We start from the raw sequence: 15,498 nt of genomic DNA, 5'->3' as shown, positions 1-15,498 counted from the left end.
ATTCTGAGGTTCTTTTTGTGTTGAATTTTCCTGTTATTCCGTTTGCTTGCGCCAGCGTTGTGCACGGGTGCTTCGCTTTATCTTCTGTTCCATCTTCAGCACATTTCGCATAAAAAACCAGCCGATCACTGGCATTAATGCAAGTCCAATCAACAACCAAATCATCGCTGTAGGAGCCTTGCTGATACTTAGGACGCCCAAGAAAATGAGTGTCCCGGTCAACCGGCCTACCATTAAGCACAGTTCACGCAGTACAACCAGTTCCACTCTCTGATTCGCATCTCCTTCACTCGTACCCATTAAATCAAAACTCGCTGAGATCATAGGAATTAAATACAAGGGCAGGAATATAGCGGTGCCGATCCCCATAATCAGTAGCGTGATATACTCCATACGCCACAATAAGGGTAACAGCGCAATCACCAACAATACAGCACCCAATAGCATACCAGCCGAGCGATAGTGTGGCTTGAGCCATTTTCCGACAGCCCAAAAGCTGAAAAATGAAACCGCCGAGGTGATAAGTGAAAACTGTGCCAGCTTCCATTCCTGTTGAGTAGCTACATACACGAGCAGCGTAATCAGGAAGGCAAAAACCCCTTCACGGATGCCCTGGGTAACAAGCGATAACGACAAGGGACGCCACATGCTCCCTTTTTGTGACAATCGTTGCTTAGGCTCCTTCCAATTGTAGTTTCCTGTCGGCTTACGCTTGCGAAGAAAGAAACTAAGTACCACTCCTACGACATAAAAAGCTAAGGAAATACTGAATATTACTCGATAACCCGCATCATCCTCCATACGAGCAATAATCCAACCAGACAGCCAAGGACCCACGATACCGGAAAACGAACCCAGCAGACCGACCCATCCGTTAAAATGATCGCGACTTGCCTGATCTGTGACTTCGAAAAAAATGACATTAAACGCCAGCCAGAATAAACCTAATGCTGCACCCAATAACATTCCGAGCGGCCATATGTAGTTTACAGCCTGCGGTCCCGTATATAACACGATTAAATAAAACAGACCGGACAGTGCTGTCCCCACGCGCAGGGCATTCATTTTGTTATGTTCCTTGACCCATTTCCCAGCCACCCAGACCATAATTCCCAGCGCAATTTGTTGGCTGACATTAAACCAGCCAATCATCGCGTAATCCTGCCTGCTCTTCCATAAATATACGTTGAGAAATGTGCCTGACAATGCTGCTGCAAACACAAACAATCCATTCAAGCTTAATAGCAGAATGGATTGTCCGTTCAGGTTTGATTTCAATGCAGTTCCCCCTAACCGAAAAATCACCAATCAGCTTATTTCAAGCCAGCTTGTTCAAAGATTTCTTCGATTAAGATGCCCGTATTAAGCTTGGGCCTATCCGGGGGATTGCTATTTAATTGTTGGAAATACCGCTGAGCTTCTCCAGCATCCGCAGTCGGTCATTCTCTGACAATGTGTGCTGGACATGAAAACAGCTAGGACAAACATAAACATTCAAGACGAATGGCAAGTCCAGAACAGGTTTGCCAAGTGCTGGCGACATCGACGGTTCAAAACCTTCTCTGGTTACGGTTTGCGAACCCGCATGCAGCATGTACTCTCCACATTGGGAACATTCAAGAACCTCATCTTGTCTGTCGAGTATTTGTTCAGCGCCTTGTTCATAAGCCATCAGATCCGCACCGCTTTCTTCAAATTTTTGCAAAGTATGCAGAACAGGTAGCTTATGCAGCTCATTATCCTGCAACAACGGTGCATCAACCGGTTTTTCAACTACGATTTCATCCTCTGCCTCATATAAAATATCCTGCTCTTCATCATCACCGAGCTGAATACTCAATGTACGATAACCCTTCAGGTCTTCTTTTCCATGAGCGTGAGGCGCCGGGGTTACAGAAGTCACATGATCATGTTTCGTCTCTTCATGTCCATGCTCACCGGCATGTCTATGAACAGGTGGAGAAACAGACTCATCTTCATCATCATCAGTGATGTCAGAGTACCCTTTCAGATCATTATGGCAATAGGGACACTCTTCCTCAGGGCCCAATTCTTCATCCCAAATAATTTCCATGTTACACCATGGACAAATAGTCATTTCCAAGCTTTATCATCCTTCCGTTCCAAGCGTATACCAAGCTCTAGTATACAGGATGTGTCAAGTTACACTGGCACCGATCACATAAGATAACGATATTGAAATAATCATGGAGAACAAGCCGACAGCACGGTTATCCTCTTTAATCTGTTGATCGATAGAAAATACCGGTGTCAGAAACTCAAAAAGAAAGTACGCCGCAAGTAGCAGTAAAAAGCCAACGAACGACCAAATCATCGTATCGTACACGCTGGATTTGGCTTCCATTGCAAAGCGGAGCACGTTGCAAATACCGAACATTTTCCCTCCCGTAGCCATGGCTACTGAAACATTGCCGTGCTTGATCTCTTCCCAGCATTTATAGCGGGTTACCAGCTCAAAACACGACAAAAATACAATTAGCTCCAGCACCGCCACCGAGAAATAACCCAGCATCATCCCCAACGGATGTGACAGCAATTCATCAATCGCCATCTTCACTTCGTCCCTCCCGTTCTACCAAGCGTTCCCGAGCAAAGCCGGCAACCCATAGCTATTCCAATTCAGCAACGGTTACGCCTGTGCCGCCTTCATTGTAATTACCGATACGGTAGCTTTTCACATGTTTATGCTTGCGGAGGTACTCCTGAATACCGGTTCTCAGAATACCCGTACCTTTGCCATGAATAATGTGTACCTGACCCAGATTGGCCAGAAACGCTTCATCCATGAAGCGGTCCACTTCCATCAAGGCTTCCTCCACGTTCGCCCCCCGAAGATCAAGTTCACTTCGTACGTTATCATCCCGTGTCCGTTTAACGCCAGTGACTGGTTTTTGAACTCTTGGAGTCGTTGTTTGGGCAGGTTGCAGTAGTTCCAGATCATCCAGACTGACCTTCATCTTCATGATCCCCAGTTGAACCACAGCTTCCTTGGTACCGGACAGTTCAACCACGTGGCCTTTTTTATTCAGACTGTGAACGGATACTTCATCGCCAGCCATGATAGAACGAGTACGCGTAGCGGCCGGGCGTTTGACGGTACTTTTCTTGCGTTGCTTCGGTTCAGCCTCATCCAGTTCTCTGCGAGCTGCAATCAGCTTGTGCTCCTTAACCGAGGCCCCTTCTTCCTGAGCCAATTTACGCAAATCAGTAATGATTTTCTCAGCTTCGCTACGAGCCTTATCCACGAGAACTCTTGCTTCGTCCTCAGCTTTTTCCAGCATACGGTCCCGTTGGGACTCCAGCTTATCCAGCTCCATCTGATGACGGCTACGCAATGCTTCCATTTCTTTACGCAACTGCTCTGCTTTTTCCCGTTCTTGCTCAGCTGTCAAACGGTTCTGCTCCAGTGACGCAATCATGTGCTCAACACGCTGGTCTTCTTCTGTTACCTCACCACGGGCATAGTCTAATATGCGCCCTGGCAATCCCAATCGCTCGGCAATGGCAAATGCGTTACTTCGTCCGGGGACACCGACCAGAAGGCGGTAAGTCGGGCTTAATGTAGCGACATCAAACTCCATGCTTGCATTAATAATTCCTTTACGCTCGTAGGCATACGCCTTCAATTCACTATAGTGAGTCGTCGCAACCATACGGCAACCCATGGCATGTATATGCTCCAAAATGGACACAGCCAAAGCCGAACCTTCCGCGGGGTCCGTTCCTGCCCCCACTTCGTCAAGCAATACAAGACTTTTGGGCGTCATATTTTTCAGGATGCTAATGATATTGGTCATGTGGCTGGAAAATGTACTTAAGTTTTGCTCAATGCTCTGCTCGTCACCAATATCAGCATAGATTGCATCAAATACACACAGCTGGCTTTCATCCTCGACAGGTACAAACAGTCCAGACATCGCCATCAAACTAAGCAGGCCAATGGTTTTCAGGGTAACGGTTTTCCCCCCTGTGTTCGGTCCGGTAACGATAATGGAGGTGTATGAATTGCCCAGCTCCACATCTATGGGAACGACCTGCTCCAACGGAATTAGAGGATGTCTGCCTTTTTTCAGCTTCAAGTACCCTCGGTCATTCATTAAAGGCAAGGTTGCTTTCATTTCACGGGCGAGACGCGCTTTTGCAAAAATAAAATCAAGATTGCCCAAAATGTCCACATCATACAGCAACATATCCGCTTGTTCTGCGACAAGTGCGGTCAGCTTTTGTAAAATGACTTCAATTTCACGCTCTTCTCTCAGCCTTGTTTCCCTCAGCTTATTGTTCATGGCTACGATAGATTCAGGCTCGATAAACAATGTTGCACCTGACCCGGATTGATCATGAACAATTCCGCCAAAATAAGAACGGTATTCGGCCTTAACCGGGATCACAAACCGATCTCCACGAATCGTAATCAACTGATCTTGAAGCATTTTGGATACAGTTGAGGAACGAATCATGGAATCCAGCTTCTCACGAATACGCACTTCTCCCGAGCGTAGCTCCCGACGGATTTGTGAAAGCTCTGTGCTGGCAGAATCCAACACTTCTGCATTTTCGTCAATACAGCCTTTGATGGAGTTTTCTAAACCTCTCTGCTCCGAAAGCTGCTCACTCCAATACAGCAATGTTTCGACAGGATTTTCTTCATGCAAACTTGTCACGTATACTTGTATACGGCGTGCGGCCTGAACCGTTGTCCGAATGCCAAGCAACTCATGCGGGCTTAATGTTCCACCAATACGGGCACGCTTCACCGCCGGAGTGATATCCACTACTCCGTTAAATGAAGGCACTCCTTTGAGGCGATCAGCAGCATAGGCCTCATCCGTACCTTTCAGCATTTTCTTGATATGCTCCAAATCATCGCTGGGCTGTAGCCGAAGGGCTGTCTGTTGTCCCGTTGCCGTTTGGGCATAGTGACTTAGTTTATTTAGAATTTTTTGATATTCAAGGGTTTTGAAAATTTTAGAGTCCAACTTCACTACTCCTTTCACTTATATCTATATTATACCGAAAGCAGCAAACTTACGCTATTTGCCAACTCTGTTTTACACATAAGAAAGCTCTTCATGCCACACACTAACCTTTGTCTAACCCTGATTCAAAAAACAAAGGAGGTTATTCCGTGAGCATTCTCGGGCACATTGTACGTTTCATCGTTGCCGCTCTGGTGCTGATGGTCGTAAGCTGGATCGTTCCCGGATTTAGTGTAGGCGGCTTTTGGAGCGCGCTGATCCTAGCCATTGTCATTGCCTTGATTGGCTATATCGTCGAGGCGGTGTTTGGTCGACGCGTCTCCCCATTTGGACGCGGTATCGTAGGTTTTCTTGTGAGCGCTCTGGTGATCTGGGTCGCTCAATATGTCGTCGCTCATGTCAGTGTTTCCGTTCTGGGCGCATTGCTCGCTGCATTGGTTATCGGGATTATCGACCTGTTCATTCCGGTATCGACACCGTTTGAAGCCGGTCGGAAAAACGGGAATTAATTTCAGTAATCGCTTCTGGCAAAGCTGTCCCGAAGCAGAATTCATCTGCCAAAGGACAGCTTTTTGTCATTTACACCTCTGAGTGGATACAATAAACAAACAATCCCCGGCAATGAGCAGCCGGGGATTGCCTTACATGTATAATCCGTATCTACTGATCCTGTTCGATAAGTTCAATCCATTCATTATACTCAGTTTGAAGCTTGGTGTATTCTTCCTGTAATTGACGTAATTCCGTAGAAATCTTCTCCGAATTTTCCCGATCTACGTCCTGTTGTACTTGCAACAGACGAAGCTGATGCGCTGCCATTTCATATTTTTGACCCACTTCGTCCAATTCAGACTGCAAGGCCATCCGTTCCTGCTCTATGGACTGCTGTTCAGCCTTCGCCGTTTTGGCAGTTTCAACAGCCAAACGAATTTCCTCCTGAAGCTGTTCCTTTTGTTGAACCGTTACCGCTATTTCCCGCTCCCAAGAAGCAAATTCTTCCTTACGGGCAGCATCTTCAGCTTCCAAACGTTCCGCTTCAGCCTTCAACTGATCGTATTTAAGCTGCCATTCCAGGGATTCTTCCTCAGCACGTTCCAGTTCACTCCGCCGTTCTCGATTTTCCTGCTGGAGCTGCTTGATATTTTGCTCCAGCTGTCCAGCTCGGCTCTTCATGCTTCCATATTGCTCCTGAAGCGATTGATACGCCTTAGTTCCCTCTTGCTCTCGGACTTTGGCTTTCTCAAGCTCATCCTGAACGCGAATCAGCTCAGGTGAAAGCTCCTTGATTCTCGCTTCGAGTTGAACTAGCCGTTGCTGTTGTGAAGCAAATTTATCATTAATAGCTTCGAGCTCAGCCGCTGCGTGCTGTAATTGCTCTTGTATTTCTTCCTTCTGTTCACGTGCTTCCAGCAAGGAGAGCTCCAGCTCATCAACTGCCACCTGGCGTTCTTCTGCAAGCTTCTTCCATGACTTCTCGCTTTCAGCTAGCGTAGCCAGCTCACTTTGCAGCTTGCGAGAAGATACGTGAGCTTGCTCCAACAGCTTCTGCATCCGTCGCTGTTCTTCCTCCAGCTTAGCCGTCTGCTGCTGCTTAGCCTTGGCTTCAGCTTCTAATTGATCATATCGACTTTGCAATTCTTCACGTGCAAGCGTATCTGCCTGCTCTCGCTCTATCGCAGCCTGTCGCTGTGTTTCCAGCACAGACTCCAGCTCGGACTGTTGTTCCTTCAGTACTCTTGCTTGCTCTTGAGCCTCTCCCAGACGAGAAGAAAGCTCTGTACTGCCTGCCTGTACTTGTTCTAATTGTTCCTGAAGCTCCTCGACCCGAATCTCCTGCTCCAGTGCAGCTTCATCAGCTCGTTTCTGCGCTTCCTGATGCTGGAGCTTTTCCTCATTCAACGCCAATTCAGCCTGTTTACGTTCCTGCTCCAGCTGCTCATTCAGTCCGGAGCACTTAGTTTGCCATTCGCTTACCTTCTTGCTATGCTCTTGCTGCAAAGCAGATCGCAGCTTGTCCAGTTCTGTGCGCTTTTGCTCCTGATGAGTCTTCTCTGCAGCTGACAGCTTGGCTTCAGCCTGTTTAGCCGCTTCAAATACTTCCTTCTTCATCTGCTCTTCTATCTGCCGGATACGCGCATTGGCCGCCTCCTGCTGCTCTTTCAGCTTGCGAGAAGCTTCTTGACGGGACTCCTCCAATTCACGTTTAGCTTGTTTTTGTCCATTTTCAAGTTCAGCCGCTTTTTTCTCCTGCTGTTCCAGCTTTGCCCTCAATTGGGCAATCTCCTTGGCTGATACAGATTCGGTTTCCATCAGCTTCTTCTGCGTTGCTTCCTTTTCTTCCTTCAGTTGAATAAGAGATTGATGCATATCTGTATTTTTCTGCTGTTGTTCCCCTAGAGCTGTCTGGAGTTGCGCCAGATCTCCCCGGAGCTCTGCTCGTTCCGCTGCTAAGCGGTTCATATGACTCTGAATTTCCTGGATTTGTACAGCTTCTTCTGCCATATGAACCGCAGCCAGCACGGCAATTCGGGGCATATCCAGACGCGAATGAGCTTGAGAAATGCTGTGCATACGCTCATCCACGTAATTGGCAACCTGCTTCATATAATCGGTATTGCTGCCGACGAGTTTATAAGAAGTACCGTAGATCTCTACAGTGACGCGAGTACGATCTGGTGTAGTCACAATTATGCCCTCCTTCAATACTACTGTATGTTGATTCTAAGGTGTGTCCGGTACTATGGTAACCCGCCTTCCGTGAAGCGTTCAACCTTATTAGTCCGGCTTCCCCGCAGCGGGTAATTATCAGAGTAAGAGAGCTTCTATGATGATAGGCCAAAAAACCGTATCGAACCTCTGTCACTAAGATTCGATACGGCTTCCCGCATTTCCTGCTACTTTCTCAATTCCGCTCCAAAAGTTTGTTCCAGAGACGTAACGACAGGAGTATGCGCCGCATTGATCTCTTCATCCGTCAACGTATGTTCCCAGTGACGATAGGTCAGAGAGATAGCTACGCTCTTCTTATCTTCACCAAGCTTACTGCCTGTAAATACATCAAACACTCGTGCATCCTGCAACAGCTCTCCGCCTGCAGCGTGAATAACACGAAGCAGTTCGCCTGCCTCAACGTCTTTATTGACCACGAGGGCAATGTCACGTTCCACGGATGGGAAGCGAGCCAGCTCTCTGAACTGAATATGAGAGTTTGCGTGTTCAATGACCTGTTGCAACGCAATTTCTGCAACATACGTATCGTTCAGCCCATAAGATTGTTGGAGCTCCGGATGAATCTGCCCAAGGGTACCGATCCGTTGAGAGCTTCCATTCACATCCAGCCATACCGAAGCGGAACGGCCCGGGTGGTAGCTTTGCGGTTGGTCAGCGACATAACGAATGCTGGCACTCAATCCGAAATAGTCAAACACCGTTTCAAGCGCGCCTTTAATATCAAAGAAATCAACCTTTTCAGCACCAATATTCCATTGTTTTTCACGGCGTACCCCAGTCAACAACAGACTCAGCACTTGAATTTCCTGCGGCTGGCGGGTTAATGTTTGTTCCTCTGTATAAAATACTGTTCCCATCTCGAAAATCGCCAGATTGTCTTGCTTCCGGTTCATGTTATACACCGCTGTATCCAGCATCTGCGGAATGATACTCGTACGCAAAACACTACGGTCTTCGCTCATAGGCATAGCCAAACGTACCGGATGGCTGCCTTCTGTCAGGGCATTAAATAACCCCGTACTTTGCGGATGTACAAAAGAGTAGCTGATCGTCTCCTGCCAGCCACCATGAGCCAGCAATCTGCGCAGGGAGCGGCGCAATGATTGTGATGCTGTCAAAGCTCCCGGAGTTGTAGGACCTTCAATCGGCGTGGTCGGGATATTGTCGTAACCATACAGACGAGCAACCTCTTCGATTAAGTCCACGTCAATGGTGATATCTCCACGGCGTGTAGGAACTTGAACTTCCAGTACCCCTTGCTCTGCGTCGCCACATCCGAAATGAAGTCTACCGAAAATCGTTTTCACCTCAAGCAGCGACAGTTCGGTTCCCAAATATCGGTTTATTTTATCTAGCGACAGCTTGATAATGCGGTTTTCAGCTTTTGCAGACGCAGATTCTACGATGCCCTGGTGTACAGTGCCTCCTGCATAACGCTGAATCAGCGCAGCTGCACGATTCACAGCAGGCACAACAGCGCCTGGATCAACCTCTTTTTCAAAACGCAGACTTGCTTCTGAACGCAGTCCAAGTTGACGAGACGTTTTGCGAACTGTACCGCCGTCAAACTTCGCAGATTCCAGCGCAATGCTGACCGTCGCATCCGTAACCTCGGAGTTGGCTCCACCCATCACGCCTGCCAATGCTATTGGTTTCACACCGTCTGTAATCAGCAGCATATGCGGCTCCAGCTTACGCTCCTGATCATCAAGTGTAATCAATGTTTCGCCTGCACGAGCGAGTCGAACTTCAATATTTCCATTTTCCAGCTTATCCGCATCAAAAGCATGCAACGGCTGACCGTATTCCAGCATGACGTAGTTCGTAATATCTACGATGTTGTTGATCGGACGAACACCTGCCGCCATCAGACGGTTTTGAATCCATAATGGGGAAGCCCCCACTTTTACACCTGTAATATAACGGGCCGCGTAGTGCGTACACAGTTCAGGAGTATCTACCTTCACAGACAGATGATCTGCCGCTGCATCGCTAATTTCCACCAGATCCTTAGCCGGATCAGCCAGCGAAATATCACGTCCCAGAATCGCACTCACTTCATATGCTGCTCCGTGCATGCTCAGGCAATCCGAACGATTGGGTGTCAGATCAAAATCCAGCACCTGATCATCCAGCGCCAGCAGCTTCGTAATTGGCATACCAATTTCAGCATCCTCAGGCAGCACCAAAATACCTTCTTGCAATTCCTTTGGAAGCAGCTTGTCATTCATGCCCAGTTCTTTGGCCGAGCAGATCATACCCATGGATACAACACCACGTAGCTTGGCCTTTTTAATGTGGAAATCTCCCGGCAACTTGGCACCTACAACTGCAACAGGAACCTTTTGACCTGCATCCACGTTTTTGGCACCGCACACGATTTGCAGATCTTCCTCCTGACCTGCATCGACAATACATACATTCAGCTTATCAGCATCAGGATGCTTTTCCTTGCTTTTAACATAGCCGACAACGACGCCAGTAATCCCTTGATTGCGCTGCTCGACCTCATCAATTTCTATGCCCGAACGGGTGATTTTCTCTGCCAGATCCTCCGCGCTTACCTGATCCAGCGATACATACTCGGACAGCCACTCGAATGATACTTTCATATGGGTTCACTTCCCTTGATATAGTTGTTTATTGACGCGCAAACTGTTTCAGGAACGACAGGTCACTGTTATAAAAATGACGAATATCATCGATACCGTATTTCAATATAGCAATCCGCTCTACACCCATACCGAATGCAAAGCCGCTGTACACCTCGGGATCAAAACCGCCCATCTCTAGCACTTTCGGATGGACCATGCCACAGCCCAAAATTTCAATCCACACGCGTTCGCCATTTTTCTTCACAAAAGTTACGTCTACTTCAGCACTCGGCTCTGTGAACGGAAAGAAGCTTGGGCGCAAACGGATTTCGGTCGATTCTCCGAACATTTCGCGTGCAAATTGAAGTAAGGTTCCTTTCAAATCACTCATGCGAATGTCTTTTCCAATGACAAGCCCTTCAATCTGGTGGAATTGAAAAGAATGTGTTGCATCGTCATCATCACGTCGGAAAACCGTACCTGGACAGATAACCTTAATAGGTGTTTCGCCCTTCATCGCTTCCATCGCGCGAATCTGAACTGGTGACGTATGGGTACGCATCAACAGATCCTCAGTCAGGTAAAATGAATCCTGCATATCGCGTGCGGGGTGATTTTTAGGCAGGTTCAATGCTTCGAAGTTATAATAATCCGTCTCAGCCTGTGGACCCTCAGCCACTCGATATCCCATGCCTGTAAAAATATCCTCGATTTGCTCAATCACTTTGTTGAGTGGGTGCAGTCCGCCTTGCGGCAGTGTGCGTCCAGGTAGCGTAACATCGATCTTTTCCGCTTGCAGACGCTCATTCGTTTCCGCTTTCGTGAACTCGTCTTGCTTACGGTTAACGACTTCTTCAATCGCCTCCCGCACCTCATTGGCTACCTGTCCAACAACCGGACGCTCTTCCGCGCTCAGCTTGCCCATACCGCGCAAAATTTCAGTCAATGCGCCCTTCTTTCCCGAGTATTTGACCCGTAGATCAGCCAGCTCCTTAGGTGTTGCCACCTTCTCCAATACTTCCAGTGCTTCTTCCTTCAAGGCCAGCAAATGTTCCTTCATTTGGATGGTTTCGCTCATCGCCTGTTCAGTCCCCTTTCTTCATATCCAGCTTTTCAGACAACAAAAAAAGGTCTTTCCTCCCGGTAAGGGACGAAAAGACCGTGGTACCACCCTCGTTAGACAATAAGCTTAGCTCACCCGGCGTTTTGCCTTACGGCAACATAGTTACAGGTGATTGTTCATGCTATGCATCATCGTCTCGCTCTGCACGTTATAACGGTCGTGAACCGGTATCCCCTACTTGCACATTCGCCATTCACATGGCGCCTGAGGTTCAAGGAACTGCTCCGGAGCGAACTTCAACAGCCCAGTATTTGCAGAAACGCTCTCAATCCTACGACGCTTCCTCCCTGTTCAATCGGACACTGTCTACTCTTCTCCATCAAGACATTTTCAAAAATTCGAACTATTGTTCATTATTATATGCAAACTACCGCGCTTTGGCAAGCAGGGCATACGTTTCAACCCTTTAGATATCGAGATCATCCAACCGCTCCAGATTTGCACGAATGCGCCTGATTTCGCTCAACAACTTTTCATTTTCGTCATTCGTGCCTGTCATTCCCATCAACTCTGTAAGACGCAATTGTAATCGAAGGCGTTCCTCACGCCGCTCCTGGTCTTCTGGCTCCCGTTGACGGCTCCGTTCATCTTCTTGCTTTTCGTCGGCTGTCCCCTCATAGATTTCATATCTGCCCCCCGGCTTCATATCGAGTAACCGAGTTGCCGTGCTCCTCACCAGCTCCCGATCATGTGAGACGAGCACCAGTGCTCCATCATAGTTACGCAAAGAATCCTCTACAATTTCACGGGTTTCAATGTCAAAATAATTCGTCGGTTCATCCAGCACCAGCAGATTGGCTCCACTAAAGTACAGACGCAGAAAAGCTACCCTGCATTTTTCTCCCATACTAAGTGTCCCGATCCTTTTAAACACGTCCTCTTTCGCAAAAAGAAAGCAGCCCAACACTGTTCTCGCTTCTGTTTGCGTCATCGTCGGAAGCGCAAGCAGACTGTCCAGCAACGTTTGATCCTCTGGGAGCTGCTCCAGCTCCTGTGAAAAATATCCGATGTTCAACTGTGGGTTGGCTGTGATTTTTCCTGTCTGCGGCTCCAGTTGACCTGTTAATAACCGAAGCAGTGTGGTTTTACCAATTCCATTGGGCCCCCGAACAGCCAGACGGTCTCCACGTGCAACGATCAGATTTAGATTTTTCACAATGATACGGTCGTCGTAGCTAAAGTCAACCTGCTCAGCACGCAGCAAATATTTTGCCTGAAACCCGCTGTCACTTAATTTCATGTGCAAAGACGGAGCTTCACGTGGTTGTTCTACCCTGTTAGCCTCCAGTCGCTCCAGTTCTTTTTCTTTCGCATGATAACGGGAGATATTTTTTTTAGCCTTGGCCTTATAGAAGCTCTGTGTAATAGCCACTTCGACTTTGGATGCGCTACGATGTGCCTGGTGAAACCATTCCCTGTAATTTCGAATCGTTTCCTCCAGTGCCTGTTTCGCCAGCTCCTGCTTTCGATAGCTGGCTTCCTGCTCTCGCAGTTCCCGCTCCTTTTGCGCTTTATATTCCTTATAGCCGCCTTTATAGCGTCCAATACCTGTCGATGCAAGCTCAACTATACTCGTAGCCACTCGATCCAAAAAGGCTCTGTCATGCGATACAAACAGCAGCGTTCCCGGATACGTAGACAGCCACTGCTCCAGCCAAAGCAAGCTTTCGGCATCCAAATGGTTGGTCGGCTCATCCAACACCAGCAGCTTTGGCTGCCTGACCATGAGTCCGGCCAATCGCACTCTCGTCTTCTGTCCGCCACTCAGGTCACCATAAGCAATGGACCACGTCTGGACAGGCATTCCCATTCGAGTGAGCGCCTTTTCCACCTCAGACTCCCAGGCAAAGCCTTGCAGGTGTTCGTATTCATCCATCAGCTCGCCGTAACGCTCCAGATGATGCTCCATATCCTTCCCAGCATCGGCTAGGTCAGCTTCCAGCTGTCCCAACGCTTGCTTGAGGAGCCAATGCCGAGGGCTGGCCTGCTGTGCGGCCTCCAGTGCGGTTCGAGACCAATCCACCGTATCCTGCTGCTTCAGCCAGCCCCGCTCTTCCAGTGGCAAATCATGCTCTACTTGACCAGAGGTTGGCACTTCATCTCCCAGCAATATTCGCAATAACGTCGTTTTACCTGCTCCATTTCTTCCAAACAGTGCGAGCCGTTCTCCTTCCATCACATCCAACGACACATTCTCAAATAAAGATGTCCCGTTCCAATCCTTTACTACATTGCGAATACGCAAAATCGTTCTCATACCGATCATCCTTTCCCAGCCCGGTTTTTTGACCCCGGAAGCAATAAAAAAAGCCGCAGAAGGCTGCGGCTTGCATACAAGGAATATAGAATGACTGTTATGAATCGTTTCAGAACATACGCTTATGAAAAATAACACCGTAAACGAATAAGCCAAATCCCGTTCCGGAATAAACGCATACGTCCCTACATTCATTTTCAGACACACTTCTCCCGTTGCAGCTTACAGCCGCCTGCCAGTAACTGTGCAGTTAAGTGGGAAAATCAGTGTGCTTACTTCATCGGACGTATGGTTACCTTCCTTTTCATGGGATAATTACTTGCGGTTAGTATAGCAGATCACAACACATTTGCAAATAACCCTCGTTATTTTCCAAATACCAAAGTTGTATTCGACGAGCCTGCATATTTCGTTACAAACTCTTTAGTATATTCAGGAGTCTGAACTTGATAGCTATAGTTCTTGCTTGGATTCCAGTTGGTTACACGCGATTTTTGATTGTTGATGGTGGGAAAACTCCCTACATCTTTAAACTCGCCATTGCCTTTATCATCAAGAATACCGCCCTTTTCACTACCTTTTCCAAAGTAGTTGTACTCAGAATAGATTCTTGCATTCGTAGCAATGGTATAAGCAAGCTGAAAATTATTAATATAATTATTTTTAACATGGAAATATCCATATCTCATGAGTCCTGGACCACGTACAAGTAAGTTTTCAAAATAATTATTAGCGATCGTGATATGGGGCATGCCATCATAATTTTTATTGCCATCATCAGGATATCCCAAAATGAGACCATATTTATGATTAGCAAATTTGGAGTTACTAATGGTTACATAATCAGCCGATTGGCCTATGTACAAAAGTTTGTCCAGATCCGAGCCATTTGCATTATAACTGTGACCTGCAAACGTAACATGATCAATCCAATAATTTATGCCCGCAGTAAGATAAAGTTGGATGTCATCGTTACCGTTAATGTTGGCACTGTGCTCAAAAGTTAAATTTTGAAAGATCACATTTCCCGAATTATTTGTTGTTTTCAAATGAATGTTAACCAGTTTGTTTTGCGCATAAGAACCAATGAGCGATTTGTTAGTACCAATGTTGACCACGGTTTTAGAGGAGGCAGAGATATTTTTTTCGATGACCAGAATTTTAGGAGTTGAATCCCCTAACTGGTTTTTCAAATCGTTTAGATTATTGATATAGATAATCTGACCGCCTTTTCCCCCTGTTGTGGCAGGCTTAGTAGCTCCATTTTCACTTTTAGCCTGTCCGGCAAAACCAGTCATTCCATTCGTCGACGTATTCGGAAAATCAGCAGCGGCGAACGTAGAACTTGCAGGGAAAGTAAGCAGCACCAAAGTTAATGCTAAAAACAGAAAAGAAATTTTCCTCATTGCAGCTACACCATCCTTTTTTAAGTTAAATCCCAACAATGCGACTATACTTATTTTTTAGTAAATGGTAAATAGTTCTTTTTATCTGTTTATTTATAGCATATAAGCTAAATGTTTTATATTTTATTTTGTGTGGCAATGTAAAAATAGTTCGTAAGAACGCAAAAAGCCGTGATACCCCATTGGCACCCCGGCTATAATGTATTTATCTACTCCAAACAAAACAAAAACCCTTGCGTCACAAGGGTTTCGAACTTCTTAAAATAGTAAGCGGGTGATGGGAATCGAACCCACGCTATCAGCTTGGAAGGCTGAAGTTCTACCATTGAACTACACCCGCATTTTATAATATCTCGATTCTTATGTATGGCACGCTTAACCTATCGTC

At 47.0% G+C, this 15,498-nt stretch carries 10 protein-coding genes and 1 tRNA gene; 1 reads left to right on the top strand and 10 read right to left on the bottom strand.

What is annotated here, in order from left to right; all coding sequences use genetic code 11:
- Positions 1 to 33: 33 nt before the first annotated feature.
- The 4 genes from NSQ57_RS07490 to NSQ57_RS07475 all read right to left on the bottom strand — a co-directional run bounded on the left by NSQ57_RS07490 (position 34) and on the right by NSQ57_RS07475 (position 5,000).
- Positions 34 to 1,278 carry an MFS transporter gene (locus NSQ57_RS07490; protein ID WP_342425858.1) on the bottom strand — a complete coding sequence of 415 codons (1,245 nt, stop codon included), beginning with the start codon at positions 1,276 to 1,278 and terminating at the stop codon, positions 34 to 36.
- Positions 1,279 to 1,393: 115 nt separating this feature from the next.
- The gene (locus NSQ57_RS07485; protein WP_069012840.1) at positions 1,394 to 2,104 is read right to left on the bottom strand and encodes a hypothetical protein; all 711 of its coding nucleotides are present in this window, start codon (positions 2,102 to 2,104) and stop codon (positions 1,394 to 1,396) included.
- Positions 2,105 to 2,158: 54 nt separating this feature from the next.
- Positions 2,159 to 2,572 carry a DUF350 domain-containing protein gene (locus NSQ57_RS07480; RefSeq protein WP_340887074.1) on the bottom strand — a complete coding sequence of 138 codons (414 nt, stop codon included), beginning with the start codon at positions 2,570 to 2,572 and terminating at the stop codon, positions 2,159 to 2,161.
- A gap of 58 nt (positions 2,573 to 2,630) precedes the next feature.
- A complete protein-coding gene (locus NSQ57_RS07475; RefSeq protein WP_342425857.1) occupies positions 2,631 to 5,000 on the bottom strand; it encodes an endonuclease MutS2 in 2,370 nt (789 codons plus the stop codon).
- A gap of 149 nt (positions 5,001 to 5,149) precedes the next feature.
- Between NSQ57_RS07475 and NSQ57_RS07470 the strand changes: the two genes are divergently transcribed.
- Positions 5,150 to 5,509, top strand: a complete 360-nt coding sequence (locus tag NSQ57_RS07470; protein ID WP_029516484.1) for a phage holin family protein — start codon at positions 5,150 to 5,152, stop codon at positions 5,507 to 5,509.
- A gap of 151 nt (positions 5,510 to 5,660) precedes the next feature.
- Here the strand turns inward: NSQ57_RS07470 and NSQ57_RS07465 are convergent, their stop codons facing one another.
- The 6 genes from NSQ57_RS07465 to NSQ57_RS07440 all read right to left on the bottom strand — a co-directional run bounded on the left by NSQ57_RS07465 (position 5,661) and on the right by NSQ57_RS07440 (position 15,450).
- Positions 5,661 to 7,685 carry a DNA repair protein gene (locus NSQ57_RS07465; protein WP_340931742.1) on the bottom strand — a complete coding sequence of 675 codons (2,025 nt, stop codon included), beginning with the start codon at positions 7,683 to 7,685 and terminating at the stop codon, positions 5,661 to 5,663.
- A 209-nt stretch (positions 7,686 to 7,894) separates the two neighbouring features.
- Positions 7,895 to 10,342 carry a phenylalanine--tRNA ligase subunit beta gene (gene pheT, locus NSQ57_RS07460; protein WP_029516482.1) on the bottom strand — a complete coding sequence of 816 codons (2,448 nt, stop codon included), beginning with the start codon at positions 10,340 to 10,342 and terminating at the stop codon, positions 7,895 to 7,897.
- Positions 10,343 to 10,370: 28 nt separating this feature from the next.
- Positions 10,371 to 11,402, bottom strand: coding sequence for a phenylalanine--tRNA ligase subunit alpha (gene pheS, locus NSQ57_RS07455; RefSeq protein ID WP_273041806.1), 1,032 nt, complete (start codon positions 11,400 to 11,402; stop codon positions 10,371 to 10,373).
- 451 nt (positions 11,403 to 11,853) lie between these two features.
- A complete protein-coding gene (abc-f, locus tag NSQ57_RS07450; protein ID WP_165145404.1) occupies positions 11,854 to 13,704 on the bottom strand; it encodes an ABC-F type ribosomal protection protein in 1,851 nt (616 codons plus the stop codon).
- 365 nt (positions 13,705 to 14,069) lie between these two features.
- Positions 14,070 to 15,110 (bottom strand): pectate lyase, encoded by a 1,041-nt coding sequence (locus tag NSQ57_RS07445; RefSeq protein ID WP_342425856.1) that lies wholly within the window; start codon positions 15,108 to 15,110, stop codon positions 14,070 to 14,072.
- A gap of 269 nt (positions 15,111 to 15,379) precedes the next feature.
- A tRNA-Gly gene (locus tag NSQ57_RS07440) sits at positions 15,380 to 15,450 on the bottom strand.
- Positions 15,451 to 15,498: the final 48 nt, after the last annotated feature.

Origin of the sequence: Paenibacillus sp. FSL L8-0502, assembly GCF_038593055.1 — a bacterium.
Classification (GTDB): domain Bacteria; phylum Bacillota; class Bacilli; order Paenibacillales; family Paenibacillaceae; genus Paenibacillus; species Paenibacillus polymyxa_D.
The sequence above is the reverse complement of the archived record's forward strand: the minus strand, read 5'-3'. Positions and strand labels throughout refer to the sequence as shown.